At 73.7% G+C, this 25659-nt stretch carries 22 protein-coding genes and 2 tRNA genes; 8 read left to right on the top strand and 16 right to left on the bottom strand.

Going from position 1 to position 25659, the window contains the following annotated elements:
• Positions 1–643: 643 nt before the first annotated feature.
• From glgB to AUV08_RS11625, 9 genes are all read right to left on the bottom strand, one after another.
• Positions 644–2974 carry a 1,4-alpha-glucan branching protein GlgB gene (glgB, locus tag AUV08_RS11665; protein ID WP_061873265.1) on the bottom strand — a complete coding sequence of 777 codons (2331 nt, stop codon included), beginning with the start codon at positions 2972–2974 and terminating at the stop codon, positions 644–646.
• Positions 2975–3014: 40 nt separating this feature from the next.
• Positions 3015–5114: an alpha-1,4-glucan--maltose-1-phosphate maltosyltransferase gene (locus tag AUV08_RS11660; RefSeq protein ID WP_061866980.1), complete on the bottom strand. Its 2100-nt coding sequence runs from the start codon at positions 5112–5114 to the stop codon at positions 3015–3017.
• 103 nt (positions 5115–5217) lie between these two features.
• Complete coding sequence (locus tag AUV08_RS11655; RefSeq protein ID WP_061866981.1) at positions 5218–6009, bottom strand: ABC transporter ATP-binding protein; 792 nt, start codon at positions 6007–6009, stop codon at positions 5218–5220.
• Entirely contained in the window at positions 6002–6991 is a 990-nt protein-coding gene (locus tag AUV08_RS11650) for an ABC transporter permease (RefSeq protein WP_036341456.1), read from the bottom strand. The genes AUV08_RS11655 and AUV08_RS11650 overlap by 8 nt, the downstream gene beginning before the upstream one ends.
• A 130-nt stretch (positions 6992–7121) precedes the next feature.
• Complete coding sequence (locus AUV08_RS11645; RefSeq protein ID WP_044658572.1) at positions 7122–8132, bottom strand: ABC transporter substrate-binding protein; 1011 nt, start codon at positions 8130–8132, stop codon at positions 7122–7124.
• A 232-nt stretch (positions 8133–8364) separates the two neighbouring features.
• Positions 8365–9354, bottom strand: a complete 990-nt coding sequence (gene rlmB / locus AUV08_RS11640; protein ID WP_036382443.1) for a 23S rRNA (guanosine(2251)-2'-O)-methyltransferase RlmB — start codon at positions 9352–9354, stop codon at positions 8365–8367.
• A 74-nt stretch (positions 9355–9428) separates the two neighbouring features.
• Positions 9429–10886, bottom strand: coding sequence for a cysteine--tRNA ligase (gene cysS, locus AUV08_RS11635; RefSeq protein ID WP_041104726.1), 1458 nt, complete (start codon positions 10884–10886; stop codon positions 9429–9431).
• A 73-nt stretch (positions 10887–10959) separates the two neighbouring features.
• Entirely contained in the window at positions 10960–12261 is a 1302-nt protein-coding gene (gene ispF, locus AUV08_RS11630) for a 2-C-methyl-D-erythritol 2,4-cyclodiphosphate synthase (protein WP_061873264.1), read from the bottom strand.
• Positions 12262–12385: 124 nt separating this feature from the next.
• A complete protein-coding gene (locus AUV08_RS11625) occupies positions 12386–12868 on the bottom strand; it encodes a CarD family transcriptional regulator (protein WP_002858073.1) in 483 nt (160 codons plus the stop codon).
• A gap of 201 nt (positions 12869–13069) precedes the next feature.
• On the opposite strand from AUV08_RS11625, the gene AUV08_RS11620 reads away from it, so the two are divergent.
• Positions 13070–13621, top strand: a complete 552-nt coding sequence (locus tag AUV08_RS11620) for a hypothetical protein (RefSeq protein WP_036384688.1) — start codon at positions 13070–13072, stop codon at positions 13619–13621.
• Between the two features lie 91 nt (positions 13622–13712).
• On the opposite strand, the gene AUV08_RS11615 is transcribed toward AUV08_RS11620, so the two are convergent.
• Together AUV08_RS11615 and AUV08_RS11610 are read right to left on the bottom strand one after the other, a co-directional pair.
• Positions 13713–14393, bottom strand: coding sequence for a response regulator transcription factor (locus AUV08_RS11615; protein ID WP_002858071.1), 681 nt, complete (start codon positions 14391–14393; stop codon positions 13713–13715).
• Positions 14390–15619, bottom strand: a complete 1230-nt coding sequence (locus AUV08_RS11610) for a cell wall metabolism sensor histidine kinase WalK (protein ID WP_061873263.1) — start codon at positions 15617–15619, stop codon at positions 14390–14392. Before AUV08_RS11610 ends, AUV08_RS11615 begins: the two co-directional genes overlap by 4 nt.
• A 163-nt stretch (positions 15620–15782) precedes the next feature.
• On the opposite strand from AUV08_RS11610, the gene phoU reads away from it, so the two are divergent.
• Positions 15783–16451 carry a phosphate signaling complex protein PhoU gene (phoU, locus tag AUV08_RS11605; RefSeq protein ID WP_036316039.1) on the top strand — a complete coding sequence of 223 codons (669 nt, stop codon included), beginning with the start codon at positions 15783–15785 and terminating at the stop codon, positions 16449–16451.
• Between the two features lie 61 nt (positions 16452–16512).
• Here the strand turns inward: phoU and AUV08_RS11600 are convergent, their stop codons facing one another.
• Positions 16513–17271: a phosphoglyceromutase gene (locus AUV08_RS11600; protein ID WP_036384685.1), complete on the bottom strand. Its 759-nt coding sequence runs from the start codon at positions 17269–17271 to the stop codon at positions 16513–16515.
• A gap of 49 nt (positions 17272–17320) precedes the next feature.
• Between AUV08_RS11600 and AUV08_RS11595 the strand changes: the two genes are divergently transcribed.
• The gene (locus AUV08_RS11595; protein WP_060974309.1) at positions 17321–18163 is read left to right on the top strand and encodes a hypothetical protein; all 843 of its coding nucleotides are present in this window, start codon (positions 17321–17323) and stop codon (positions 18161–18163) included.
• A gap of 25 nt (positions 18164–18188) precedes the next feature.
• On the opposite strand, the gene AUV08_RS11590 is transcribed toward AUV08_RS11595, so the two are convergent.
• Positions 18189–18485 (bottom strand): DUF2516 family protein, encoded by a 297-nt coding sequence (locus AUV08_RS11590; protein ID WP_036384680.1) that lies wholly within the window; start codon positions 18483–18485, stop codon positions 18189–18191.
• 81 nt (positions 18486–18566) lie between these two features.
• Between AUV08_RS11590 and tmk the strand changes: the two genes are divergently transcribed.
• Positions 18567–19226: a dTMP kinase gene (gene tmk / locus AUV08_RS11585; RefSeq protein ID WP_036316043.1), complete on the top strand. Its 660-nt coding sequence runs from the start codon at positions 18567–18569 to the stop codon at positions 19224–19226.
• Positions 19223–20413, top strand: coding sequence for a DNA polymerase III subunit delta' (locus tag AUV08_RS11580; protein ID WP_036384674.1), 1191 nt, complete (start codon positions 19223–19225; stop codon positions 20411–20413). Before tmk ends, AUV08_RS11580 begins: the two co-directional genes overlap by 4 nt.
• A 29-nt stretch (positions 20414–20442) precedes the next feature.
• On the opposite strand, the gene AUV08_RS11575 is transcribed toward AUV08_RS11580, so the two are convergent.
• Positions 20443–21177, bottom strand: coding sequence for an HAD family hydrolase (locus tag AUV08_RS11575; protein WP_061873262.1), 735 nt, complete (start codon positions 21175–21177; stop codon positions 20443–20445).
• A gap of 182 nt (positions 21178–21359) precedes the next feature.
• Here AUV08_RS11575 and AUV08_RS11570 point away from each other — a divergent pair.
• Positions 21360–21433 (top strand) — tRNA-Thr (locus tag AUV08_RS11570).
• A 74-nt stretch (positions 21434–21507) separates the two neighbouring features.
• Here the strand turns inward: AUV08_RS11570 and AUV08_RS11565 are convergent.
• On the bottom strand, positions 21508–21957 hold the full coding sequence (locus tag AUV08_RS11565; RefSeq protein ID WP_002858061.1) for a hypothetical protein: 450 nt from the start codon (positions 21955–21957) through the stop codon (positions 21508–21510).
• Positions 21954–23015 carry an NAD(P)H-quinone oxidoreductase gene (locus AUV08_RS11560; protein WP_081097720.1) on the bottom strand — a complete coding sequence of 354 codons (1062 nt, stop codon included), beginning with the start codon at positions 23013–23015 and terminating at the stop codon, positions 21954–21956. Before AUV08_RS11560 ends, AUV08_RS11565 begins: the two co-directional genes overlap by 4 nt.
• 137 nt (positions 23016–23152) lie before the next feature.
• On the opposite strand from AUV08_RS11560, the gene AUV08_RS11555 reads away from it, so the two are divergent.
• Positions 23153–23240: transfer RNA gene (locus AUV08_RS11555), tRNA-Ser, on the top strand.
• 142 nt (positions 23241–23382) lie between these two features.
• Positions 23383–25647 carry a bifunctional UDP-sugar hydrolase/5'-nucleotidase gene (locus AUV08_RS11550; RefSeq protein WP_061867509.1) on the top strand — a complete coding sequence of 755 codons (2265 nt, stop codon included), beginning with the start codon at positions 23383–23385 and terminating at the stop codon, positions 25645–25647.
• Positions 25648–25659: the final 12 nt, after the last annotated feature.

Below are 25659 nucleotides of genomic sequence, written 5' to 3'. Positions count from 1 at the left end.
TCAACCAATATGTGTTAAAACAATTGGCATCAACAAACTTGGCACACTATTGAGTTCTCAAACAACAGGCGCTTCCAGCTTCAGCGACCCACTCCGCGGGCCGTTTCGCTCTGGAGCAACTTCTCCATCCTAGACCATCCGATTCGACCGTGTCAACTCCGTGTCCGAAGCCTTCACCGTCCGTTCACGTGGCCGGGCTAGAAAACCTTACCACGCGATCCGACCATGTTAACTCCGCTCACCGCGGGGCCGGACACTCACCGGACCATCCACGTGGAAGGCCTCAAAAACCTTACCACACGATCCCCGGCTGTCAAACCAGATCATCGTCTTCAGGAATCCCGACCCGCATCACTGCCGGCCGCGCACCCGGTGAGCACCACCCGCCCTGGACCTGCCATTCTCGGCATGAATCCGCGGATTCTGTGTTCTTCACCCCGCCCCCCGGTCACCCGGTCGGCGTCTTGAGCACGAGATGGAAGTCTACACCCGAATCCCACCGAACACAAAAACAGGGGTGACACCCCGCGTCCGGGCACGGGTGGACGGTCGGCTTCCGCCTGTTCTCGCGGATTTCTTCGGCCTGGCCGGCCCCGTTCGACGCTTCCGCGCCGAGACCGCCGACCGTGACGTGCACCACGCCTCAGGGCGTGCCCGTCGTGTCCGGGTTCGGCTGCAGCCACAGGGTGGTCAGCGCCGGCACGTTCACCGTGACGTGGGCCGGCTGGCCCTGCCACTGGCCCTCATGGGCAGTGACCACCTCGGACTGGCCGGTCTGCTCCCGCCAGCCGTCACCGTGGAAGTCGGTCGCGTCGGTGTCCAGCACCACCGTCCACTCCCCCGCGGACGGCACCCCCGCGCGCAACCCCTGGCGCGGCGACCCCGAGAGGTTCGTGATGCACAGCAGCGGGGCACCGCCCGGCTCGGCGGCCGGGACCGCGGCGCCGTCGTCGTCGATCCGCGTCTCCGGCACCACCCGCGCAGCGGGCAGGCGGAGGAACACGAGCGTGTTGCCGTCGGCGTCGCCGCCGTCCACCCACGCGAATCCCTCCGGGCTGTGGTCCAGCGACCACAGCGCCGGCTTGCTGCGGTAGAGCGCGTTGAGCTCCCGGATCGTCAACTGGACCCCGCGGTGCGCCTCGTCCCACGAGACGGGCCAGTCCAGGCCCTCGCCCTCGGACCACTCGCTCGGCTGCGCGTACTCCCCGCCCATGAACAGCAGCTGCTTGCCGGGGTGGGCCCACATGTAGCCGTAGTAGGCACGCAGGGTGGCCAGCTGCTGCCGACGGTCGCCCGGGATGCGGCCCAGCAGGGAGCCCTTGCCGTGGACGACCTCGTCGTGGGACAGCGGCAGCACGTAGTTCTCCGAGTAGGCGTACACCATGGAGAACGTCCACTGCCCGTGGTGCCACCGGCGGTTGACCGGGTCCTGGGACAGGTAGGCCAGGGTGTCGTGCATCCAGCCCATGTTCCACTTCTTGCCGAAGCCGAGACCGCCCGCGTCCACGGGAGCGCTCACCCCGGAGAAGGCCGTGGACTCCTCCGCGATCATGTGGACGCCGGGGTGCAGGCGGTACACGGTCGCGTTGACCTCGCGCAGGAAGTCGATGGCCTCGAGGTTGTGGTTGCCGCCGTGCACGTTGGGCTCCCACTGCCCGTCCTCGCGCGAGTAGTCCAGGTAGAGCATCGAGGCGACGGCGTCCACGCGCAGCCCGTCGATGTGGAACTCGCCGAGCCAGTAGAGCGCGTTGGCCACGAGGAAGTTGCGGACCTCGGTGCGGCCGAAGTCGAACACGAGGGTGCCCCAGTCGGGATGTTCGCCCCGCCGCGGGTCCGGGTGCTCGTACAGGGCGGTCCCGTCGAAGCGCGCGAGCGCCCACTCGTCCTTGGGGAAGTGCGCGGGCACCCAGTCCACGATGACGCCGATCCCCGCCCGGTGGAGCGCATCCACCAGGTGCTTGAACTCGTCCGGGGAGCCGAACCGGGAGGTGGGGGCGTAGTAGCCGGTCACCTGGTAGCCCCAGGACCCGCCGAACGGATGCTCCGCGACCGGCAGGAACTCCACGTGCGTGAACCCCAGCCACTGCACGTACTCCACGAGCTGCTCGGCCAGCTCCCGGTAGTCGAGCCCGGGCCGCCACGAGCCCAGGTGCACCTCGTAGATGCTCAGCGGGCGCTCATGCGGGTCCGTGACGCGGCGGCGCTCCATCCAGACGCTGTCCCCGAAGTCGTAGTCGGACTCCAGCACCCGCGAGGCCGTGGCCGGCGGGACCTCCGTCCAGCGGGCCATCGGGTCCGCCTTCTGCCGCCAGAGCCCGTCCCGACCGAGGATCTCGAACTTGTAGCGGTCGCCGTGACCGACGCCGGGCGCCAGCAGCTCCCACACGCCGGAGGAGCCGAGGGACCGCATGGCGTGGGTCCGGCCGTCCCAGCCGTTGTGGTCGCCCACCACGCGCACCGCCCGCGCATTCGGCGCCCAGACCGCGAAGGCCGTGCCGACGGCCTCGTCGGCGGAGGTGCGGACCACGCGGGCGCCGAGCACCTCCCACAGCCGTTCGTGCCGGCCCTCCCCGATCAGGTGCAGGTCCAGCTCGCCGAGCGTGGGCAGGTGCCGGTACGCGTCGTCCTGCTCCTGGACGGGGCCGGTCGTGCCGTCCTCGGTCTCGTATGCCACCTCGACGCGGTAGTCGCCCGCGGCGGCCCCGGCCACACGGGGCGTCGGGGCCACGCCCGCGAACACGCCGTCGTGCTCGTGCGTCAGCTCCACGCGCTGCCCGTCGCCGGCGCGGACCACCGTGACCGTGCGCGCCAGCGGGCGCAGCACGCGGTAGGTGACCGCGGCGCCGTCGGGATGCGGGTGGGCGCCCAGCACGGTGTGCGGATCGTGGTGCCGGCCCTGCGCGACGGCGGCCAGCACCTCCGGGTCCACGGCGAGCGGGGCGACGGCGGGGCGGGGGGCGGCGGACGGGGTCATGGCGGTTCCTGTTCTGGGGACGGCGGGCGTCGGGAGCGGCTCAGCCGTTCCGGACGATCCGCAGGACGTGGGCGGGCTCGACGTTGGGGTCCAGGCGGACGTACGGGGTGCGGCCCCACTGCCAGCGCTGGCCGGTGAGCAGGTCCTCCACCTCGACGGCCCCGGACGCGTCGCGGTCCTCGGGGCGCAGACGCAGCGCCTCGAGGTCCAGGTCCAGGGTCGCCTCGACGACGTCGTGCGGGTTCGTGGTGACGACGACGATCAGGGTGTCCTCCGCGGGACCGGCGTCGGTGACCGCCTCGGCGTCCCGGTGCGCGCCCTCGGGCCGGGCCGAGCGCGTCTTCGAGAACACGAGCAGGTCCGGGTGCGTCGAGGAGTGCAGGGTCAGGTTCTGCAGGTCGCCCAGCGCCGGGTGCGCCGCGCGGATCTCATTGAGCCGGGTGAGGTACGGGGCGAGCGAGGCGCCCGCGGCCTCCGCGCCCTCCCAGTCCCGGGGACGGTACTCGTACTTCTCGTTGTCGATGTACTCCTCCGCGCCGGGCCGGGCCACGTGCTCGAACAGCTCGAACCCGGCGTAGACGCCCCACAGCGGGCTGGCCGTGGCCGCGACGACGGCGCGGATCCGGAACGCGCCCGGGCCGCCGTGCTGCAGGTACTCCGTGAGGATGTCCGGCGTGTTGACGAAGAGGTTGGGGCGGTAGAACGCCGGCGTCTCGTGCGAGATCTCCTGGAGGTACTCCGCGAGCTCCTCGGCGGTGTTCCGCCAGGTGAAGTACCCGTAGGACTGCTGGAACCCGACCCTGCCCAGGGCGTGCATCATCGCGGGACGGGTGAAGGCCTCGGCGAGGAACACGACGCGCGGCTCCTCGGCACGGACCTTCGCGATCAGCCACTCCCAGAACCACAGGGGCTTGGTGTGCGGGTTGTCCACGCGGAAGATGTGCACGCCGCGGGCCACCCAGCCCCGCACCACGTCCAGCACCGCCTGGGCGAGGCCGTCCGGGTCGTTGTCGAAGTTCAGCGGGTAGATGTCCTGGTACTTCTTCGGCGGGTTCTCCGCGTACGCGATGGTGCCGTCCACGCGGGTGGTGAACCACTCCGGGTGCGCGGTGACCCACGGGTGGTCCGGGGAGCACTGCAGGGCCAGGTCCAGGGCCACTTCGAGGCCCTCGTCCGCGGCCGCGGCCACGAACGCCTCGAAGTCCTCGACGGTGCCCAGGTCCGGGTGCACGGCGTCGTGCCCGCCCTCGGGCCCGCCGATCGCCCACGGCGAGCCCGGGTCCTGCGGCCCGGCAGTCAGCGTGTTGTTCGGACCCTTGCGGTGCGTGGTGCCGATCGGGTGGATCGGCGGCAGGTAGGCCACCTGGAAGCCCATCCGGGCGACCGCCGGGAGCCGGTCGGCCGCCGTCGCGAAGGTGCCGGAGGACCACGTGCCGGAGGCCTCGTCGAAGCGGGCGCCCTCGGAGCGGGGGAAGAACTCGTACCAGGCGCCGCGGCCGGCGAGCTCGCGCTGCACGTCCAGCGGGTAGAGCTCGGAGCTCGTGAGGTGCTCCCGCACGGGGCGGGCGTGGAGGACGGCGGACACCTCCGCCGACTCGGCGGAGGCCAGGCGCTGGGCCGGGATGAGCGACTCGTCCTCGAGGCCGCGAACGACCTCCTCGAACACGGCGCGGTCCTCGGCCGAGCGCTCCGCGTCCTCGGCGGCCCGGCGGAACAGGGCGGCGCCCTCGGCGAGCATCAGCTCCACGTCGACGCCGGCGGCGATCTTGACGGTGGCCGCGTGCTTCCACGTGCCCACCGGATCGTCCCAGCCCTCGACCACGAACTGGTGCAGGCCCGGCTCGGCGGGCCGCAGCGTGGCCACGACCTCGTCCAGGCCGGGCCGGCCCGGACGCATCTGCACGCGCTGCACCTCGGCGCCGGCCGGGTCGAACAGGCGGACGGTGGCGCGCACGGAGTCGTGGCCCTCGCGGAACACGGTCGCGCGGACGGGGATGTCCTCGCCGACCACGGCCTTCGCCGGGAACCGGCCGTCCAGCACCACGGGCTGCACGTCCGTCACCGGGATACGCCCCGTGACGGTCTGGAGGCGGACATCGGCTGCGGTGGCGCTCTGGGTGTCGGGCTTCACGGTGCTCACGCCACGACGCTACCCCGCGGCCGCGCCGGTGAGAACGGCCGGCCCGCCCGCCCGCCGTGGGGGGCGGAGGGGCGGGCCGGGGACGGGGCGCCGGACGGGACGCTCAGGACAGCATGGTCTTGTCGTCCACGACGGCGCCCTTGATCTTGCCGAACTCGGCCAGCAGGTCCGCCGGGGTGCGCCCGGCCTTCTCCTGCTCGTCCAGCTCGAGGATGATCCGGCCGTCGTGCATCATGATCAGCCGGTTGCCGACCTCGAGGGCCTGGGACATGTTGTGCGTGACCATCAGCGTGGTGAGCCGGTGCTCGGCCACCACCTGCCGGGTCAGGCGGGTCACCAGCTCCGCCCGGGACGGGTCCAGGGCGGCGGTGTGCTCGTCCAGCAGCAGGATCTTCGGTCCGGAGAACGTGGCCATGAGCAGGCTGAGCGCCTGACGCTGGCCACCGGAGAGCAGCCCGACCTTGGCGGTGAGGCGGTTCTCCAGGCCGAGTTCGAGCTTCGTGAGCTCGTCGCGGAACATCGCGCGCCGGGCGCGGGAGACGCCCCGCGAGAGCCCGCGGGCGTGCCCGCGTCGCCAGGCCAGGGCCATGTTCTCCTCGATCGTGAGGTTCGGTGCCGTGCCCGCCGTCGGGTCCTGGAACACCCGGCCGATCGAGGCCGCGCGGCGGTGGTCCGGCATGCGGGTGACGTCCTTGCCGCTTACGGCCACGGTGCCGGTGTCCGGGAGCAGCTTGCCGGCGATCGTGTTCAGGATCGTGGACTTGCCGGCGCCGTTGGAGCCGATCACGGTGACGAAGTCGCCCTCGGCCAGGTGCAGGTCGATGCCCTGCAGGGCGCGCCGCTCGTTGACGGTGTTCGGGAAGAAGGTCTTGGAGACCTGCGAGATCTCAAGCACGGGGGGCCTCCTCGGGGACGGATGCGGCGGGGGCGGCGCCGCCCGGCTCGCCGGTCAGGGGCATGCCGGCGGTGGCCGGTGCGGCGGCGGCCGGCCCCGGGGTCGCGGCCGTGCCCCGAGTGCGCAGGCTCAGGCGCTTGGCGAAGCCGAAGCGCGGCAGCAGCAGGGCCACGACGACGAGAGCCGCGGAGATCAGCTTCATGTCGTTCGGGCTCAGGCCCGCGTTGAGGGCGAACTGGATGATCAGGCGGTAGAGCACGGCGCCGACGATCACGGCGAGCGTCGCCCAGAAGACCGTGCGCTGGCCGAACACGGCCTGGCCCACGATCACGGACGCCAGGCCCACGAGGATGAGGCCGATGCCCATGGAGATGTCCGCGAAGCCCTGGTACATGGCCAGCAGGGAGCCGCCGAGGGCCACGAGGCCGTTGGAGATCATCAGGCCGAGGATCTTCATCCGGTCCGTGGAGACGCCGTACGAGCGGATCATCTCCTCGTTGTCACCGGTCGCCTGCAGGGCGAGGCCCAGGTCCGTGTGCAGGAACCAGTCGAGGATCAGCTTCACCACGAACACGCCGAGGAAGAGCACGAGGATCGAGCCCCAGTTCCGGGCCAGGCCCAGGTCGTCGAGCCACGTGAACAGGGTGTCCTGGCCGAGCAGGGGGATGTTGGCCTTGCCCATGATCCGCAGGTTGATCGAGTAGAGCGCGATCATCGTGAGGATGCCGGCGAGCAGGCCGTCGATCCGGCCCTTGGTGTGCAGCAGGCCGGTGACGAGGCCCGCGAGCGCGCCCGCCACGAACGCGGCGAGCATGGCCAGTGGCACCGGCGTGCCGCCCGTGATGAGCACGGCGGCCGTGGCGGCGCCGGTGGTGAACGAGCCGTCCACCGTGAGGTCGGGGAAGTCGAGGATGCGGAAGGTCAGGTACACGCCGAGCGCGACGACGGCGTAGATCAGACCCAGTTCCACTGCGGTCAGCATGGGGTGGGTGCCTTTCGGGCGGTGCGAGGGGGACGGACGACGGCGGGCGGGGTGGGCCGGCCGTCGACGTGCTCCGCGGCGGCCCGGACCCTGTGGTCCGGGCCGCCGCGGAGGCGGGTCAGGCGCGGGATCAGCCCTCGACGAGCTGGTCGGCCCTGTCCGTGAGCTCGGCGGGGATCTCGACGCCGTAGGCCTCGGCGGCCTTCGGGTTCAGCACGAGCTGCAGGTTGGCCGGGTCGGCGTAGCCCACGGGCAGCTCGGCCGGCTTCGCGCCGTCCTTGAGGATCTTCACGGCCATCTCGCCGGCCTGCTTGCCGTGCGCCTCGTAGTCGATGCCGTACGTGCCCAGGGCACCGCGCTCCACGGAGTCGATGTCCGCCGAGATGACGGGGATGCGCTGCTCCTCGCCGTAGCCCACCACGGTCTCCAGCGCCGAGACGACGGCGTTGTCCGTGGGCACGTAGATGCCGTCCACGCCGGACAGGGACTGCACGCCCTGCTGGACCTCGGACGAGTTGGTGATGGTGGCCTCCTTGACCTCGAGGCCCAGCTCCTTGCCGGCCTCCTTGGCCTGGTCCACCTGGACCTTGGAGTTGGCCTCGCCGGAGTTGTAGACGATGCCGACGGTCGTGGCGTCCGGCTTCACGTCCTTGAGCAGCTGCAGCTGCTCCTTGACCGGGTTGCGGTCCGAGACGCCGGTGACGTTGCCGCCCGGGGCCTCGTCCGAGGCCACGAGCTCAGCGCCCTTCGGATCGGTGACCGCCATGAACACGACCGGCTTGTCCTTCACGGCCGAGGCGGTGCCCTGCGCGGCGGGGGTCGCGATCGCGGCCACGAGGTCGACGTCCGCGTCGTTGGCGAAGGTGGAGGCGATGGAGGTGACGGTGGCCTGCTCGCCCTGGGCGTTCTGCTCCTCGAACGTCACGTCCAGGCCGGCGTCCTCGAACGCCTCCTTGAAGCCCTCGGCCGCGCCGTCGAGCGCCGGGTGGGAGACGAGCTGGTTGATGCCCACGGTGTAGGAGCCCTCGCCGCCGGCGGCGGAGGACGAGCCGGAGCCGCCGGAGCCGGAGTCGCCGCACGCCGTGAGCCCGAGGGCGACGACGGCGAGGGCGGCGGTGAGGGGGAGGGAGCGGTGCTTCATGAGACGGACCTCGTTCTGATGGTGCGGTGCGGGATGCGCTCGCCGACGGGGGCCCGTCGGACACAGTGCAGACACTGTGCGCGGTGACGCGCGTCACGGGCAAGACGTGGGCGTGTCCACGCGACATCCTGCCATGTGATGGGCATCACGGTGGACACTCTGCCCCGCTGGGCTTCGTGTGCGACCCCCGCGTCCCCGCCCGGCCGTCATCCCGGGCGGGACGCCGTGGAGGTCAGCGCCCGCCGGCGCGCTGCACCGAGATCTCGTACAGGGAGATGCCCACCGCCATCGAGGCGTTGAGGGACTCCATCGTCGAGTCGATCGGGATGGACACGATCTGCTGGCAGTGCTCCCGCACCATGCGGGACAGACCCTTGCCCTCGGCCCCCACCACGAGCACGAGCGGCTCCGTGGCCAGGGCGAGCCCGGGCAGGGAGACGTCCCCGCCGCCGTCGAGGCCCAGCACGAAGTAGCCGGCCTTGTGCAGGTCGACGAGGGTGGTGTTCAGGTTGCCGGCCTGGGCCACGGGCACCCGCGCGGCCGCGCCGGCCGAGGTGCGCCAGGCGGTGGCGGTCACGCCGACGGAGCGCCGCTCGGGCACGATCACGCCGTCCGCGTCGAACGCGGAGCCGGCCCGGATGATGGCGCCGAGGTTGCGGGGGTCGGTGATGCCGTCGAGCGCGATCAGCAGCGGCGGGGTCCGCAGGTGCCCCTTCTCGTGCTTCGCGAGCGCGTCGAGGGCCAGGGCCGTGGCGTCCGCGTACTCATAGGGCGGGATCTGCAGCACGATGCCCTGGTGCACGGCCTCGCCGGAGAGGCGGTCCAGCTCCGGCTTGGTGTTCTCCAGGACCGGCACGCCCTGTTCGAGGCAGAGGCGCAGGGCCTCCTTGACGCGGTCGTCCATCTCGATGCGCACGGCCACGTGCAGCGCCTTGGCCGGGATGCCCGCGCGCAGCGCCTCGAGCACGGGGTTGCGACCGGAGACCGTCTCGTCCGTGAGCTTCACGCGGCCGCGGACCTGGTCCTTCACGGGGCCGCGCTTGGCGGCCGAGCGCTCGGCCAGCTGCTTGGCGCGGTGCGCCTTGTGGTAGACCCGGTCCTCGGCCTTGGGGGTGGGTCCGCGGCCCTCGAGCGCCTTGCGGCCGTGGCCGCCGGTGCCCTTCATGGGGCCCTTCTTGCCCTTGGGCTTGCGGGATCCGCCGGAGCGGGGGGCGGTGGACATGGCGGGACTCCTGCGGGCCGGGGACGGGGGCGGCGGCACGCGGGGCGCCGCCGGATCGCCCTCCAGTCTAGGTGTCAGTCCGCCAGGCGCCATGTGGCGCCGTCGGCGCCGTCCTCCACCACGACGCCGGCCGCGGCCAGCGCATCGCGGATGCGGTCCGCGGTGGCCCAGTCCTTGTCCGCGCGGGCCTGTGCCCGCGCCTCGATCTGCGACCGGACGAGCGAGTCGAGGGCGTCCGACACCGGGCCGGCCGCGGCGTCGTCGCCCTCGGGCACGTCGTCCAGGCCCAGCACCGCGGTCATGGCCTCCACCTCGGCCAGGCGGGCGGCCGCGGCGTCGAGGTCCTGCCCGGCCAGCGCCGAGTTGCCGGCGCGCACGGCCTCGTGCAGGGCCGCGAGCGCCTGGGGCACGTTGAGGTCGTCCTCCATGGCGGTGCGGAAGGCGGCGGGCACGCGGTCCGCGAGCGCCCCGTCGGGGGCGGGCGGGACGGCGCCGGCGGCGCGGGCGCGGGCCGTGAAGCCCTCGATGCGCTCGACGGCGGCCTCGGCCTCGTCGAGGGCGCCGGGCCGGTAGTCGAGCTGGGAGCGGTAGTGGGCCTGCCCCAGGAAATAGCGCACCGCCGTCGGGCGGGCCATGCCGAGCATCTCCTCGGGGGAGATCGTGTTGCCCACGGACTTGGACATCTTCTCGCCGCCGTAGGTGACGAGCCCGTTGTGCAGCCAGAAGCGGGCGAAGCCGTCACCGGCGGCCGCCGACTGGGCCAGCTCGTTCTCGTGGTGCGGGAACCGCAGGTCCAGGCCGCCGCCGTGGATGTCGAACTCGGCGCCGAGGTACTTCGTGGACATGGCCGAGCACTCCAGGTGCCATCCGGGGCGGCCGGCGCCCCAGGGCGACTCCCACACGGCGGTGGCGGGCTCGCCGGGCTTGGCGCCCTTCCACAGGGCGAAGTCGCGGGGGTCGCGCTTGCCGCGCGGGTCGGCGTCGGGGGCGTCCTGCATGTCCTCGACGCGCTGGCGGGTGAGCTCGCCGTAGCGCTCCCAGGACCGGACGTCGAAGTAGACGTCGCCCGAGCCGTCCTGCGCGGGGTAGGCGTGGCCGCGCTCCATCAGGCGCTCGATGAGCGCGAACATCTCGGGCACGTGGCCGGTGGCGCGCGGCTCATAGGTGGGACGGCGGACGCCGAGGGCGAGGTAGGCGGCGTCGAACGCCTTCTCGAACCGGTAGGCCAGGGCCCACCACGGCTCGCGGGCCGGGTAGAGGTCCGAGGCCTCGAAGCCGGCCTCGTGGGAGGCGGCCGAGCGGTCGAGGATCTTGTCGTCGATGTCCGTCACGTTCCGCACCGAGGTGACGCGCAGCCCGGTGGCCTCGAGCCAGCGGATGAGGATGTCGAACACGATCGCGCTGCGCACGTGGCCCACGTGCGGCATGCCCTGCACCGTGGCCCCGCAGTAGTACACCGACGCCTCGCCGGGCACGAGGGGCTCGAAGTCCCGGATCTGCGCGGTGCGGGTGTCGTAGAAGCGCTGGGCCATGGGGGCGCGGTCCTTCCGGAGGGGCGGGGTCCTGACGGGGCTCTGCCAGCCTAGTCGGTGCGCCGACGCGGGCTCAGGCCGCGGGGACGACGAGCGCGGTCGCGATCCCCACCAGCCCCTCCCTGCGCCCGATGAAGCCCAGCCGGTCCGTCGTGGCGGCGGAGACGGACACGGGGGCCCCGCCGAGGGCGGCGGACAGGGCGGCCTCCATCTCCGCGCGGCGCGTGCCCACCTTGGGCCGGGGTGCGACCACCTGGACCGCCACGTTCCCGACGGCGACGCCCGCCTCCGTCAGCAGGCGCAGCACCTCGCGGAGCATGTCCGCGCCGGAGGCGTCCGCCATCTCGGGCCGGTCGACGCCGAACACGGCGCCGAGGTCGCCGAGGCCGGCGGCGGAGAGCAGGGCGTTGCACGCCGCGTGGGCGGCCACATCCCCGTCCGAGGTCGCGGCCACGCCCCGCTCGCCGGGCCAGTGGATGCCGCCGAGCCACAGGGGCCGGGGGGCGTCCTCGGGTGCCCACGCGTGCACGTCGGTGCCGATCCCCACGCGCGGCAGGGGGGCGGCCGCAGCGGCGGGGCGGGCGGGCTGGTCCATGGGGGCCTCCTCCTGGGGGGCGCGGCGGGCGAGTTCGAGGCGGGCGAGGTCGAGGTCGGCGGGGGCGGTGACCTTGAACGCGGCCGGGTCGCCGGGCACCACCACGACCTCGTGCCCCGCGGCCTCCATGACCATCGCGTCGTCGGTGAGCGCCGCGGCGTCGAGCGTGGGGTCCGCGCGCACGGCCTCGTGGGCCGCCAGCAGGGTGTCCAGGTCGAAGCCCTGCGGCGTCTGGATCGCGCGCAGTGCGGCGCGGGCCGGCGTGGCCGCGACGACGTCGACTCCGCCCCGGCCGGGGGTGACCTGCTTGACGGTGTCCGTCAGCGGCAGGCCCGGGACCGCGGCGACCGCGCCGGTCTCGAGCGCCGCCGTGACGGCCGCGAACACGCTCGACGGGGTCAGCGCGCGGGCCGCGTCGTGGACGAGGACGCGGCGGGGCGCCCCCGCCGGGGCGAGGTCGGCCAGAGCGCGGGAGGCCGCGGCGAGTCCGGCGCGGACCGAGTCCGCGCGCTCGGCGCCGCCGGGCACGCAGTGCACGGGCACGTCCAGGCGCGGGCCGGCGTCGACCTCGGCGGCCACGCGGCCGGCATCGGCCCCCGCCGGCGGGGTGAGCACCACGACGGCGTCCAGGTCGAGCCCGGCGGTGCGCGCGGCGGCGACGGACTCCAGGCAGTGGCGCAGGAGGGTGCGGCCGTCCGCGAGGGGGGCGAGGGCCTTGGGCAGCCCGGCGCCGAGGCGGGTGCCGGCGCCGGCTGCGGCGATCACGAGGGCGGTGGGCATGGCCTCATCCTAGGGAGCACGCCAGGGGTCCGTGGCCCGCCCCTGTGGCGACCGCGGCCGGGGACGAGACAGGGGAGGGGCCCGCGTCGTGGACGCGGGCCCCTCCCCTGCCGTGTGCTGCTCGTCAGCCCTCGAGCACCTTGTCCAGGCGGCCCTCGGCCTCCTCCTCGGTGACCTTCTTGGCCAGCGCCAGCTCGGACACGAGCACCTGGCGGGCCTTCGAGAGCATGCGCTTCTCGCCGGCGGACAGGCCGCGGTCCTGGTCGCGGCGCCACAGGTCGCGGACGACCTCGGCCACCTTGTTGACGTCGCCGCTGGCGAGCTTCTCCAGGTTGGCCTTGTAGCGGCGGGACCAGTTGGTCGGCTCCTCCACGTGCTCGGCGCGCAGGACCTCCATGACGTGCTCGAGCCCCTCCGCATCCACGACGTCACGCACGCCGACGAGGTCGACGTTCTCCGCAGGGACCTCGATGGTCAGGTCTCCCTGGGCCACCTTGAGCTTGAGGTACATCTTCTCCTCCCCCTTGATGGTGCGCATCTTGATCTCCTCGATCCGCGCAGCACCGTGGTGGGGGTAGACGACGGTCTCTCCGACCTCAAAAACCATGTTGTTGTGCCCCTTTCAGTCGTCTCATTCTATCATGCGGCCTCGTCGTGCCGCGCGTGCCGTCACATCTTCGGCCTCCGGATGTGATAGTGGACGACCCCGCACCACAGGCCTGCCGGCGTCCCGGGATGCGGTAGCCTGACCTGGCAGGGCCCCTGCCTCGGGGCTCCTGAGCACGTCATCGCACCTGAGGAGACCTCTGTGAAGAACGCATCCCGGCCCGCCCGGCGCCACCTCGCCGCAGGTGCGCTGGCCGCGGTCGCCCTGCTGGGCGCCACCGGCTGCTCCGCCGTGAGCCCGATCGCCACCGCCATCCAGTACTCCCCCTCGGACGGCATCAACGGCCAGGAGCAGGACTTCCTGAGCTACCGCAACCTCGCCCTCGTCGGCGACGGCGAGTCGGGCCCCGCCCGCCTGATCGGCACCGTGGAGAACACCTCCGGCCAGGATCAGACCTACACCTTCCAGGCCGAGGGCGGCGGCTCCGCGACCCTGAAGGTCCCCGCCGGCGAGAGCCGCAAGCTCGAGGACGAGGCGAACACAACCGTCCTGGAGCGCGAGGGCGTGTGGGTCGGCGAGAACCTGCCCGTGACCGTCTCCGGCAACGGCGGCACCGCCGACCTGGCCGTCCCGCTGCTGAGCGCCACCCAGGAGCAGTACCGTGACCTGCTCCCCGAGGGAGTCGAGCCCTCGGAGGAGGATCTCGTCGGGCACCTCCACGAGGAGACCCACCACTACGGCGAGGAGCACTGACCTCCGCCGGGCCTGCGCCCGGCACGCCACGGCCCCGGCCCCACCGTGAGGTGGAGCCGGGGCCGTCGTCGTCCCGGGCGGAGCGCCCCGGTCAGGCCTCGAACTTGTAGCCCAGGCCGCGCACCGTGACGAGGTAGCGGGGACTCGAGGGATCGGGCTCGATCTTGGAGCGCAGGCGCTTCACGTGCACGTCGAGGGTCTTGGTGTCCCCCACGTAGTCGGAGCCCCACACGCGGTCGATCAGCTGGCCGCGGGTGAGCACGCGCCCGGCGTTGCGCAGCAGCATCTCCAGCAGCTCGAACTCCTTGAGCGGCAGGGACACCTGCTCGCCGTCCACGGAGACGACGTGCCGCTCGACGTCCATCCGCACGGGGCCGGCGCTGATGGTCGCCGACATCGGCTCCTCCTGCTCCCCCTGACGGCGCAGCACGGCGCGGACGCGGGCCACCAGCTCACGCGAGGAGTACGGCTTGGTCACGTAGTCGTCCGCCCCGAGCTCGAGGCCGACGACCTTGTCGATCTCCGAGTCCTTCGCGGTCAACATGATCACGGGGACGTTGGAGCGCTGGCGCACCTGACGACACACCTCGGTGCCGGACATCCCCGGGAGCATCAGGTCCAGGAGGATCAGGTCCGCGCTGTCGCGCTCGAAGACGCTCAGCGCCTCGTTGCCGTCGGCGGCGACGGTGACCTCGAACCCCTCCTTCTCCAGGAGGTAGGACAGGGGGTCGCTGAACGACTCCTCGTCCTCCACGATCAGAATGCGGCTCATGCGCTCGTCTCCTTCCGGGTCGGGGGTGCGGCCGAGGCGGTCACCCGGTGACCGCGCCGCTCGGTGACGTGGGCGGCACCCGGCGCGCCGTCGACGGCGACACCGTCCCCCCACTCGGGCAGGCGGATGGTGAAGGTCGACCCGCGGCCCGGCTGGGACCAGAGGGTGACCTCCCCTCCGTGGTTGATGACGACGTGCTTGACGATGCTCAGCCCCAGGCCCGTGCCGCCCGTCTGACGCGACCGCGCCGCGTCCACGCGGTATAAGCGTTCGAAGACCCGCTCCTGCTCCTCCGGGCTGATGCCGATGCCCTGGTCCGTGACGGTGACCTGGGCGAGCCCGTCCACGGAGCTCAGGCCGATGCCCACCGTGGTGCCCTCCGGGGAGTAGCGCACCGCGTTGTCCACCAGGTTGCGCACCGCGGTCATCAGCTGGTCCTGGTCCCCGTGCACCACCGCGTCCACGCGGCCGCCCACGCGCAGCGCGATGCCGCGGTCCTCGGCGGTCAGGCGCAGGCGGTCCACGGCGTCGGCGACGACGGCGTTGAGGTCCACGGGCCCCCCGTCCTGGACCACGTCCTTGGCCTGCAGCCGGGAGAACTCGATGATGTCCTGCACGAGGGCCGAGAGCCGGCGGGACTCGACGCCCAGGCGTGCGGCGAAGCGACGCACCGCCTCCTCGTCCTCCGCGGCGTCGCCGATGGCCTCGGAGAGCAGGGAGATGGCGCCCACCGGCGTCTTGAGCTCGTGCGAGACGTTGACGACGAAGTCGTGGCGCATGGCCTCGGTGCGGGTCACGTCCGTGCGGTCGTCGGCGAGGATCAGGATGTACTCCTCGTCCAGCGGGGCCACGCGCAGCTCGACGACGAGGCTCGACTGCCCGAGGGGTCCTCGGGGCAGCTCCATGCGGCGCTCGACGATGACGCCGTCGGTCCGCACGGTCCGCGTGAGCTCGCGCAGCTGGTCCTGGACGAGCGAGTGCCCCCGCACGAGGCCCAGGGCGTAGGCCGCGGGGTTCGCGCGCACCACGCCGTCGACGTCGTCCACCACCGCGTACGCGCGGCCGACCACGGAGAGGACCTCGGCGGCGCCCGGGGCGAGGGTGGGCTCGCCGACCGTCAGGTCCACCGTCCGCGAGCGCTCGGACGCCCGGAAGGCCAGCATGGAGGCCACTCCGGTGAACAGTCCGACCGCTCCGCACAGCAGGCCGATGATGACGGGATCCACGGCACCAGACTAGCCTCTGGCGGCCCGGAGACGGGCTGCCCCGGCCCCGCCAGACGCCGGACGATCGGCGTTCATGGGCCGTTCATCTTGCCCTGCCAGGGTGGACCGTTGCCCCGGGGAGTCGGGGTCGGCGGCGCACGGGCGTCGCCGGGGAGAGGAGACCATGCGCGAGCTCTACCGAGCCGACCTCGAACGGCTGGGCCGCGACCTGACCGAGATCGCCCGCCTCGTGCACCGCGCCATGATGGACGCGCAGGCCGCCCTCGAGGCGGCCGACGTGCACGGCGCCGAACGGGTCATCTCGGAGGACGCGCGGATCGACCAGCTGCAGGAGTCCCTCGACGAGCAGGCCGTGCGCATCCTGGCGCTGCAGGCGCCCGTGGCCACGGACCTGCGCACCGTCGTCGCCACGCTGCGGATGAGCTCCTCGCTCGAGCGCATGGGCGACCTCGCCCGCCACGTGGCCCAGCTGACCCGGCTGCGCTACCCCGAGCACGTCATCCCGGAACAGGTCCGGACCGTGATCACCGCGATGTGCGACGCCGCCGTGGAGGTGGCCGAGGAGGTCGTCCTGCTGCTCGAGACCCAGGACCTGGCGCACGGGGACCGGATCGACGCCCTCAACGAGGACGTCAACGCGTTGCACCTGTCCGTCTTCCGCGCGATCGCCGCCCCGGACTGGAGCGCGACGCCGGCCACCACCACGGACGTCACGCTGGCCTCGCGCTACCTCGAGCGGTTCACGGACCACGGCCTGTCCGTGGCCGCCAAGGTGCGCTACCTCGTCACGGGCGAGTGGGCGACCCACCGCCCGGACGCCACCGGCTCCTGACCGTCCCCGACGCCACGGGCCGGGCCCCCGGCGGGGTCCCGGCCCGTCGTCGTCGGACGCGTCAGTGCGCGGAGCCCTGGGCGGCCACGGCGGCGGCGCCGGCGGCGGCGGCCTCCGGGTCGAGGTAGCGGCCGTTCGCGGTGATCGGCTTGCAGTTCTGGTCCAGCTCGTAGACCAGCGGGATGCCCGTCGGGATGTTCAGGCCCGCGATGTCCTCGTCCGAGATGCCGTCCAGGTGCTTGACCAGGGCGCGCAGCGAGTTGCCGTGCGCGGCGATCAGCACGGTCTTGCCGGCCTTGAGGTCGGGCAGGATCTGCTCCTCCCAGTAGGGCAGCAGGCGGTCGATGACCTGCTTGAGGGCCTCGGTGCGGGGGGCGTCCTTGCCCAGGTCCGCGTAGCGCTCGTCGCCGATCTGGGAGAACTCGGAGTCGTCGTCCAGGGCGGGCGGCGGGGTGTCGAAGGACCGGCGCCAGACCATGAACTGCTCCTCGCCGAACTCCTCCTTCACCTGGGCCTTGTCCTTGCCCTGCAGGGCGCCGTAGTGGCGCTCGTTCAGGCGCCAGCTGCGCTTGACCGGGATCCACTGGCGGTCCGCGGCCTCGAGGGCCAGGTTGGCCGTGGTGATGGCGCGCTTGAGCAGGGACGTGTGGACCACGTCCGGGCGGATGCCCTCCGCCTCCAGCAGCTCACCGCCGCGGGCGGCCTCGGCGCGCCCCTTCTCGGTCAGCGGGACGTCCACCCAGCCGGTGAACAGGTTCTTCTCGTTCCATTCGCTCTGACCGTGCCGCAGCAGGACCAGCGTGTACGTGGTGTTCGCCATGTCACCATCCTAGGCGGACCCGTCCCGCCGCTCCCCTACGCTGGAGCCCATGGTGGAGAAGGCCCGGCGGCTGCGCGCGCGCACGACGCCCGGCCCAGTCCCGGCACGGGGCCCGCAGGGCCACATCACCCGCGGCACGACGGCGGCGCAGCGGATGCGCCGGGTGGACCGCTGGCTCACGGACGTGCACGGCCCCCTGCTGCGGCGCACTCCCCGCCCGCTGGCCGTGGACCTGGGCTTCGGCGCGGAGCCGGTGACCGCCGTCGAGATGGCCCAGCGGCTGCGCGTGCAGAACCCGGCCCTCGAGCTGGTGGGCCTCGAGATCGACCCCGCTCGGGTGGCCCGGGCGCGGGAGCGGGCCGGCGGCCTGCCGGGGGTCACCTGGGCGGTCGGCGGCTTCGAGCTGCCCGTGCCGCGGCCGCCCACCGTGGTGCGCGCGTTCAACGTGCTGCGCCAGTACCGGGAGGAGGACGTGCCCGCGATCTGGTCCCTGCTGTGCGCGGGGCTCGCCGACGACGGCGTCCTCGTGGAGGGCACCTGCTCCGAGGACGGCCGGCGGGCGGCCTGGGTGGACCTGCGTCGGGACGGGCCCGCGAGCCTGACCGTGGCCCTCCGGCTGGGGTCCTTCGCCCGCCCCTCGGACGTGGCGGCGCGCCTGCCGAAGGTCCTCATCCACCGGCACGTGCCCGGCGAGCCCGTCCATCGGCTCCTGGCGGAGGCCGACGCCGCGTGGGCCGCGCACGCCCCGCTCGCGGCCTACGGGACGCGGCAGCGGTGGCTGGCGACGGTCGGCACGCTCCGCGCGGCGGGCTGGCCCGTGCTGGGCGGCCCGCACCAGTGGCGGCGCGGGGAGCTGAGCGTGCGCTGGGCGGCGGTGGCGCCGTCGTCATGAGGGCGGCGCCGACGGCGCGGGACCCTCAGCGGCGCAGGGCCGGGCCCATGTCCTGGCGGGGGCCGGCGAGGTAGACGCACGCCACGCACGCGGCCACGAGGCCGAACATGCCCATCCCGCCGCCGGCGAGCACGCCGAGGAGCCCGACGACGGCGGCGACGCCGGTGAGGATCAGCCAGAAGCTCCTGTCCCGGCCCCCGATGCGGGCGAAGTCGTCGGGGCGGCGCCGGACGACGTCCACCAGCGCCCAGACCTCGAGCCCGAGCGCGGCGATCGCCAGGACGCGGAACAGCCAGTGGTCGACGAGCAGGGCGAAGTGCATGGGGGCGCTCATGCCGGTCAGTCTAGGCGGTCGGCCCGGCCGGGTTCCCTCCCCGTCCGGGGCGGCGTCTAGGCTCGAGGCGTGAGCACCCAGACCGAGCATCGCGGCCTGTTCGTCGCCGTCGAGGGACCGGACGGATCCGGCAAGTCCACCCAGGCCCGCGCCCTGACGGAGGCCCTGCGCGCCGCGGGCCACGAGGTGGTGCTCACGCGCGAGCCCGGCGGCTCGGACCTGGGCGAGACGCTGCGAGAGCTGCTGCTGGACCCCGGGCACGCCCCCGTGGACCCCCGCACCGAGGCGCTGCTGTTCGCCGCGGCCCGGTCCGCCCACGCCGTCCGCACGCTGCGCCCCGCGCTGGCCCGGGGCGCCGTCGTCGTCACGGACCGGTATGTGGACTCGTCCGTGGCCTACCAGGGCGCGGCGCGCGGGCTGGGCGAGGCGCGGATCGCCGCCCTGAACGAGTGGGCCACGGACGGCCTCGTCCCCGATCTGACGGTGCTGATCGACGTGGACGCGGCCACCGCCGCGGACCGGCGTGACCGGCGCGCGGCGGAGGGCGAGGGCACCCCCGACCGCATGGAGCGGGAGACGGCGGACCGGCACGAGGCCCTGCGCGCCGCCTTCCTCGCGCGCGCGGCGGCCGCGCCCGAGCGGTACCTCGTGCTCGACGGCGCGCTGCCGCCGCAGGAGCTCACCGCCCGCGCGCTGGCCCGCGTCACCGCCCAGGCGGCCGACCGATGACGGCCCCCGCCCCCGCCGTGTTCGCGGACCTCGCGGGCCAGGAGGCCGCGGTGGCCCAGCTGCGCCGCGCCGCGGCCGAGGACCGTCCCACCCACGCCTGGATGTTCACGGGCCCGCCCGGCTCCGGCCGGTCGACGGCGGCGCGTGCGTTCGCCGCGGCCCTGCAGTGCGAGGTCGCGGACCCGGCGGCGCGCGGCTGCGGCGAGTGCCACGCGTGCCGCACCGTCCTCGGCGGCACCCACCCGGACGTGACCGTGCTGGCCACCGAGGCGGTGAGCTATCGGATCGAGGACGTCCGCGCCCTCGTGGAGGCCGGCCAGTCCACCCCCGCCACCGGGCGCTGGCGGATCTTCCTCATGGAGGACGCGGACCGCATGACGGAGCGCGCCACGAACGTGCTCCTCAAGGCCATCGAGGAGCCGCCGGCCCGCACGATCTGGATGCTGTGCACCCCGTCCCCCGCGGACGTGCTCCCCACCGTCCGCTCCCGCTGCCGGCTGATCACGCTGAGCATCCCCGCCGTGGAGCAGGTGGCGGAGCTGCTGCACCGCCGCGACGGGCTGGACCGCGAGACGGCGCTCACCACCGCCCGGATCTCCCAGTCGCACGTGGGCATGGCCCGCCGCCTCGCGCGGGACCCGGAGGCCCTCGAACGCCGCGAGCGCATCCTCTCCCTGCCGCTCCAGGCCACCGCCGTCTCCGACGCGATGGCCCTGGCCGCCACGTTGGCCGAGGTGTCCAAGGCCGAGGCCGAGTCCGCCGCCGAAGCCCGGGACGCCGAGGAGCTCGAGGCACTGCGCCGCTCCCTGGGCCTCGAGCCCGGCGAGCCCGTCCCGCCCAAGCTCCGCCACCACGTCAAACGGCTCGAGGAGGACCAGACCCGCCGGCGGCGCCGCGCCGTCCGAGACTCGCTGGACCGGGCCATGATCGACGTCATGGGCCTGTTCCGGGACGTGCTGCGCGTGCAGCTGGGGGCCGACGGCGAGCTCATCAACGAGCACCGTCGGGACGAGATCGAGGCGTACGCCCGCGGCACCGCCGGCGACTCGGCCGAGGTGCTCGCCCGGATCGACGCCGTCACCACGGCCCGCGAGCGCATCGCCGCCAACGTGCCGGAGCAGCTGGCCCTCGAAGCCATGATGCTGGCCCTGCTGCCCCGCCGGGTGCGCACCCCGCGACGTCGCTGAGCGGCCGCGCCGGGTGGACCGGCGCCGGCTCAGCGGGTGCGGACCACCAGGTCCGGCACGTCGGCCAGGCCCGGCACCACCCGGTCCGCGCCCGCCGCCAGCAGGACGTCGTCCGCGTCGCGACCCGTGCGCACGCCGACCACGAGTCCGGCCCCCGCGCGGCGCCCGGCCGTCATGTCCTCCGCGGTGTCCCCGACCACCAGGACGCTGCGGACGTCGTCGAGGTCGAGACCGAGCAGGGCGGTGAGGATCATGTCCGGGTAGGGGACGCCGCGGCCGGCGTCGTCCGGGGAGAGGCTCAGATCCGCCAGGCCCATCCACCCCAGCGACTCGAGGATCATGTTCTGGGTGTGGCGGGCGTAGCCGGTGCAGAGGCACACGTGGAGGCCGAGGGCGCGCAGGCGGACGAGCGCCTCCTCCGCGCCCGGGACGGCCTGGACGCCGTGCTCGGCCAGCAGCGCGTCGAAGGCCGCCTCGAACGTGCGGGTCGCCGCCGCGGCCACCGCCCGGTCGGCGAACACGCGGGGGAACACGGCCGTGCGCGAGGTGGGCCGGAGCGCGCGGAACCGCCGAGCGGCGTCGTCGTGATCCGGCGTGCCCGCCGGGACGCCGTGCTGGTCCAACGTGCGGGCGAACGCCGTGTCCTGGAGCCCGTGCTCCACGATGGACGTGCCGGACATGTCCACCACGGCCAGGCGGAGGGGCGCGGCTGACGAGGCCGCGGCGGGGGGTGCCGGGGTGCGAGGGGCGTGGGGCAGGCTCATGCGTCTCCCGTCGACGGTGTGTGCCCACCAGGGAACCGTCCTCGTCTGGCCGCGGCATGGCCTGGGGGTGAACACCCGCGGAAGGGGCGGGCCACACCCGGTGGCCCGCGCACCCGGCCGCGCGGTGGAATCGGGGCCGCGAAACCGGTATGCTCGTCAGCCGTGGCCGTTCACGGTCACGTGCCTCCTTAGCTCAGCTGGCCAGAGCAGCTCCCTCGTAAAGAGCAGGTCGCCGGTTCGAATCCGGCAGGGGGCTCCCCCGGGCCCCGCCGCGTGATCACGCGGCGGGGTCCTCTCGTCTCCGGGCCGGCCCTCCGGGGCGCGCCGCCGTCAGAGCCCGGCTCCCAGCTCCTCCGCCCGGTCCAGGTGGCCGAGGGTGCGTTCGGCGTGCCGGCCGACCGACTCCGCCGAACCCTGACCGAGCCGGTACAGGGCGAGGGCCTGGGCGGTGGCGGCCAGCTCGTGCGCGGCGCGGGAGAGCTCACGGTGGACGTCGGCGGCCTCGGCCGGGATGTGCTCGCCGTCGCCCTCGTGGTCCCGGTGCAGGCGGACGCACAGGGCACGGACCGCGGGGAGCCGTTCCGTGAGGACGTTGCCGGCGTGGACCACGCCGTTGCGCTCCTCGGGGCTCAGCACGTCCGTGCCCCGCTGGCCCTCCAGCACCTGCCAGTAGCGGTCCAGGGCCCGGCCGAGTCGGTCGTGGGCACGGCGCCACAGCCCCGTGCCGAGCTCGCGGTCGTCGGCACGCTCCTGACGGAAGCGTGCGAAGGGCCCCCTCATGCGCGGTCGCCGGACGGCCGGCGCGCGTCGGCGGGGTCGGTGACGAGCACGACCTTGCCCGTGCGGGTGGCGGAGTCGAACCAGTCGAACGCCTCGGCGGCCTCGGCGAGCGGGAAGCACGCCCCGACGCTCGCGTCGATGCGGCCCGCCGCCACCAGGGGCCACACGGCACGTTCGGCCGCGGCCACGATCCCGGCCTTGTCCACGACCGAGCGGGAGCGGAGCGTCGCCCCCGTGAGCCAGCCGCGCTTGACCACCAGCTTCATGATGTTGAAGTCCTCCGGGACGGCGCCGCCCTGGACCGCGAGCGTCACGATGCGTCCCTCGGGGGCGAGCGCGGACACGTTGGGCGCCAGGTACGGGGCGCCGACGACGTCGAGGATGACGTCCGCGCCGTGGCCGTCCGTGACCTCCTTGACCCACGGGGCGAAGGCACCGGACTCGGCGGCGCGGTGGTCGAACATGTGCTCGGCGCCCAGCCGCCGACCGAGCGCCACCTTCTCCGGGCCGCCGGCGGTGCCCAGCACCCGTGCACCGAGCGCGGCGAGGAACTGGACGGCGAAGGAGCCGATGCCGCCGGTGGCGCCGTGCACGAGCACCCGGTCCCCGGCCTGCACGCCCGCACGGCCCACGAGCGCCGAGTGCACCGTGCAGGCGACCTCCGGCAGGGCCGCCGCCTCGACGAGGCCGACGCCGTCGGGGACGGCCATGAGCTGGCCCGCCGGCACGGCGACGTACTCGGCGAAGCCCCCGCCGGCCAGGAGCGCGCACACCCGGTCACCGACGGCGAAGCGCCCCTCACCCGGCATCCCGGCCTCGGGTCCCAGCGCCGCCACGGTGCCGGAGACCTCGAGCCCGGGGATCTCGGAGGCGCCGCGCGGCGGCGGATAGCGGCCCTCGCGCTGCGCGATGTCCGCGCGGTTGAGACCCGCGGCGGCCACGTGCACCAGCACCTCGCCCGGGCCGGGGTCCGGCACGGGCTCGTGGCCCACGCGGACGACGCCGTTGTCGCCGGCGCCGGTGAATCGCACGGCGCGCATCTGTGCGGGGACGTCCATGGGGGTCTCCTCCTCTGGTCGGGGGTCGAGGGTCCATCCTCGCGCGCGGGGGGCCGGACTCGCCACCGGCCGCCCGCCGGGCCACGGGCTAGAGTGGGTCCTCGACGCGGCGGCCCACGCCGTCGCGGTCAGGCCCGGGATGGTTGTCCGAGCGGCCGAAGGAGCCGGTCTTGAAAACCGGTGTGCGGTGACCCCGTGCCGAGGGTTCGAATCCCTCACCATCCGCGTGCACACGACGAGAGGCGGCGGGCCGGACGGCCCGCCGCCTCTCGTTCACCTGGGGGCCACCTGGATGTGATGGACTCCGCGCGTCACCCCGCCGTCCACCGGCGGCGCACCTCTGTCATCACGCATCCCGGGGAGAGCCATGCCCAGCCTGTTCCGCCGCCGTGCCGTCACCACGGCCGCCTGCACCGTCCTCGTCCTCGCGCCCGCGAGCGCGGCGCCCGCCCTGGCCGTGGAGACGGCCGCCGCGGACGAGACCACCATCTCGATCCTGTCCTTCAACGACTTCCACGGCGCGCTGTCCGCGGACTACATCGGCACGCAGTTCGCGGACACCGTGGAGGACTACCGCACCGCGTTCGAGGCCGAGCACGGCGCCGGCTCCACGCTGCTGACCAGCGCCGGCGACCTGATCGGTGGCTCGAAGTCCGTGTCCAACGTGCAGCAGGACAACCCGACGATCGACGTGATGAACGCGCTCGGCCTGGACGCGCTCACCGCCGGCAACCACGAGTTCGACAAGGGCCTGGACGACCTGCAGGGCCGTGTGGAGTCCCGGGCCCAGTTCCCGGTGCTCTCCGCCAACCTGGTGGACCCGACGAGCAAGGAGCCCGTCCTCACCTCGCACGCCGTCTTCGACGTCGACGGCGTGCGCGTCGCGGTCATCGGCGCCTCCCCCAACGAGCTGTACGCGACCACCACCGGCGCGGGCCTGAAGGGCAACGAGGTCCTCGACGAGGTCGCCGCCGTGAACGCGGTCGCGGACGAGCTGGAGGCCCAGGACGCCGCCGACGTGATCGTGGCCTCGTACCACGACGGCGCCGCCGGGGCGGGCGAGCTGGCCGCCGAGCGGGCGGCCCGGGCCGAGTTCGACCGCATCGTCGGCGAGACCTCCTCCGCCGTGGACGTCATCTTCAACGCCCACACCCACCAGCTCTACCAGTACGACACCACGGCCGGCGGCGCCCACCGCCCCGTGATCCAGGCGGGCGCCTCCGGCAGCCACCTGGCCGCCGTCGAGCTGACCGTGGGCGCCGACGGCGAGGTCACCGGGCTCACCCCGCGCCTGCTGGCCCGGTCCACGCAGGCCCCCGCCGAGGCCGCCGCGGAATCCCCCGTCACCGCCCAGGTGTACGCGATCGAGCAGGAGGCCGTCGCGGTCTTCGAGGACCTGCAGGGCGAGGTCGTGGCCGACCTGTCCGCCTCCATCACCACCGACTACCAGAAGCTCATCGACGCCGGCGGCTCCTGGAAGGCCGGCGGCACGCGCGCCGCCGAGACCACCCTGGGCACCTGGGTGGGCGACGCCGTCAAGCACGCCGCCGAGCAGGCGAACCCCGAGGTGGACCTCGGCGTGACCAACCCCGGCGGCCTGCGCTCCGAGCTGCTGACGGACCGCTCCACCGACGGCGGCGCGTTCCCGGCCAAGCCGGCCGACCTCGTCGGTCGCCTCACCCTGGGCGAGCTGCTCGACATGGCGCCGTTCGGCAACACCATCACCTACTTCGACATCCCGGGCTCCTCCATCAAGCTGGCCCTCGAGGAGAACTGGCGGAACGACGTGCGCAAGTTCACCCTCGGCTGGTCCGAGGAGCTGACCTGGACCTACGACGAGTCCCGCCCGCAGGGGGACAAGGTGACCGGCGTGTGGATCGACGGCGAGCCGCTCCAGGCGGACCGCATGTACACGGTGGCCAGCCAGTCGTTCCTGGCCGACGACACCTGGACGACGCTCGGGGACCCGACCAAGGCCCCCGACGGCTACACCGCCTTCGCGACCGGCCGCCAGAACTTCGTGAACATGGGCCTGTTGGACTCCCAGGCGATCACGGACTACGCCCGCGCCCAGGACGCGGCCCACGGCGCCGTCGCCCCGGACTTCGGCAAGAACGGCGTGCCGGTCACCGACGCCCCCGCCTCGGTCGAGGCCGGGCAGGCCGTCGGCCTGACCCTCGGGGACCTCGTGGTGGACTCCGACGGCGCCCCCGCGGCGACCGCGGTCGACGTCGCCTTCCGCACGGCCGACGGCACCGAGACCGCCCTGGGCACCGTGGCCGTCCCCGCGGGCTCCGAGACCGTCACGCTCTCCGGGATCACCGCCCCCGCCGCGGCGGGCACGGGCGAGCTCGTGATGACCGTGCGCTACGCCGACGGCAGCACGACCGTGGTGCGCCATGCCCTCGAGGTCACCGCGGCCCCGTCCCCCACCGAGCCGGAGCAGCCCGCCCCGACCCACCCGGGCAAGGGTCATGGCAAGGGCCATGACAAGGGCGCCGACCACCCGGGCAAGGGCCGCGTGAAGGGCGAGGACCACCCGGGCAAGGGCCGCGGCGTGCAGCGCGGCGCCGCCACGCACCCCGTCTTCTCCGCCCATGCCTGGCTGACCGCCGCGGGCCTGCCGCGCTGACCCATCGAGAAC

The sequence above is a fragment of the Micrococcus sp. CH7 genome (assembly GCF_001595485.1).
In the GTDB taxonomy this organism is placed as follows: domain Bacteria; phylum Actinomycetota; class Actinomycetes; order Actinomycetales; family Micrococcaceae; genus Micrococcus; species Micrococcus luteus.
The sequence above is the reverse complement of the archived record's forward strand: the minus strand, read 5'-3'. Positions and strand labels throughout refer to the sequence as shown.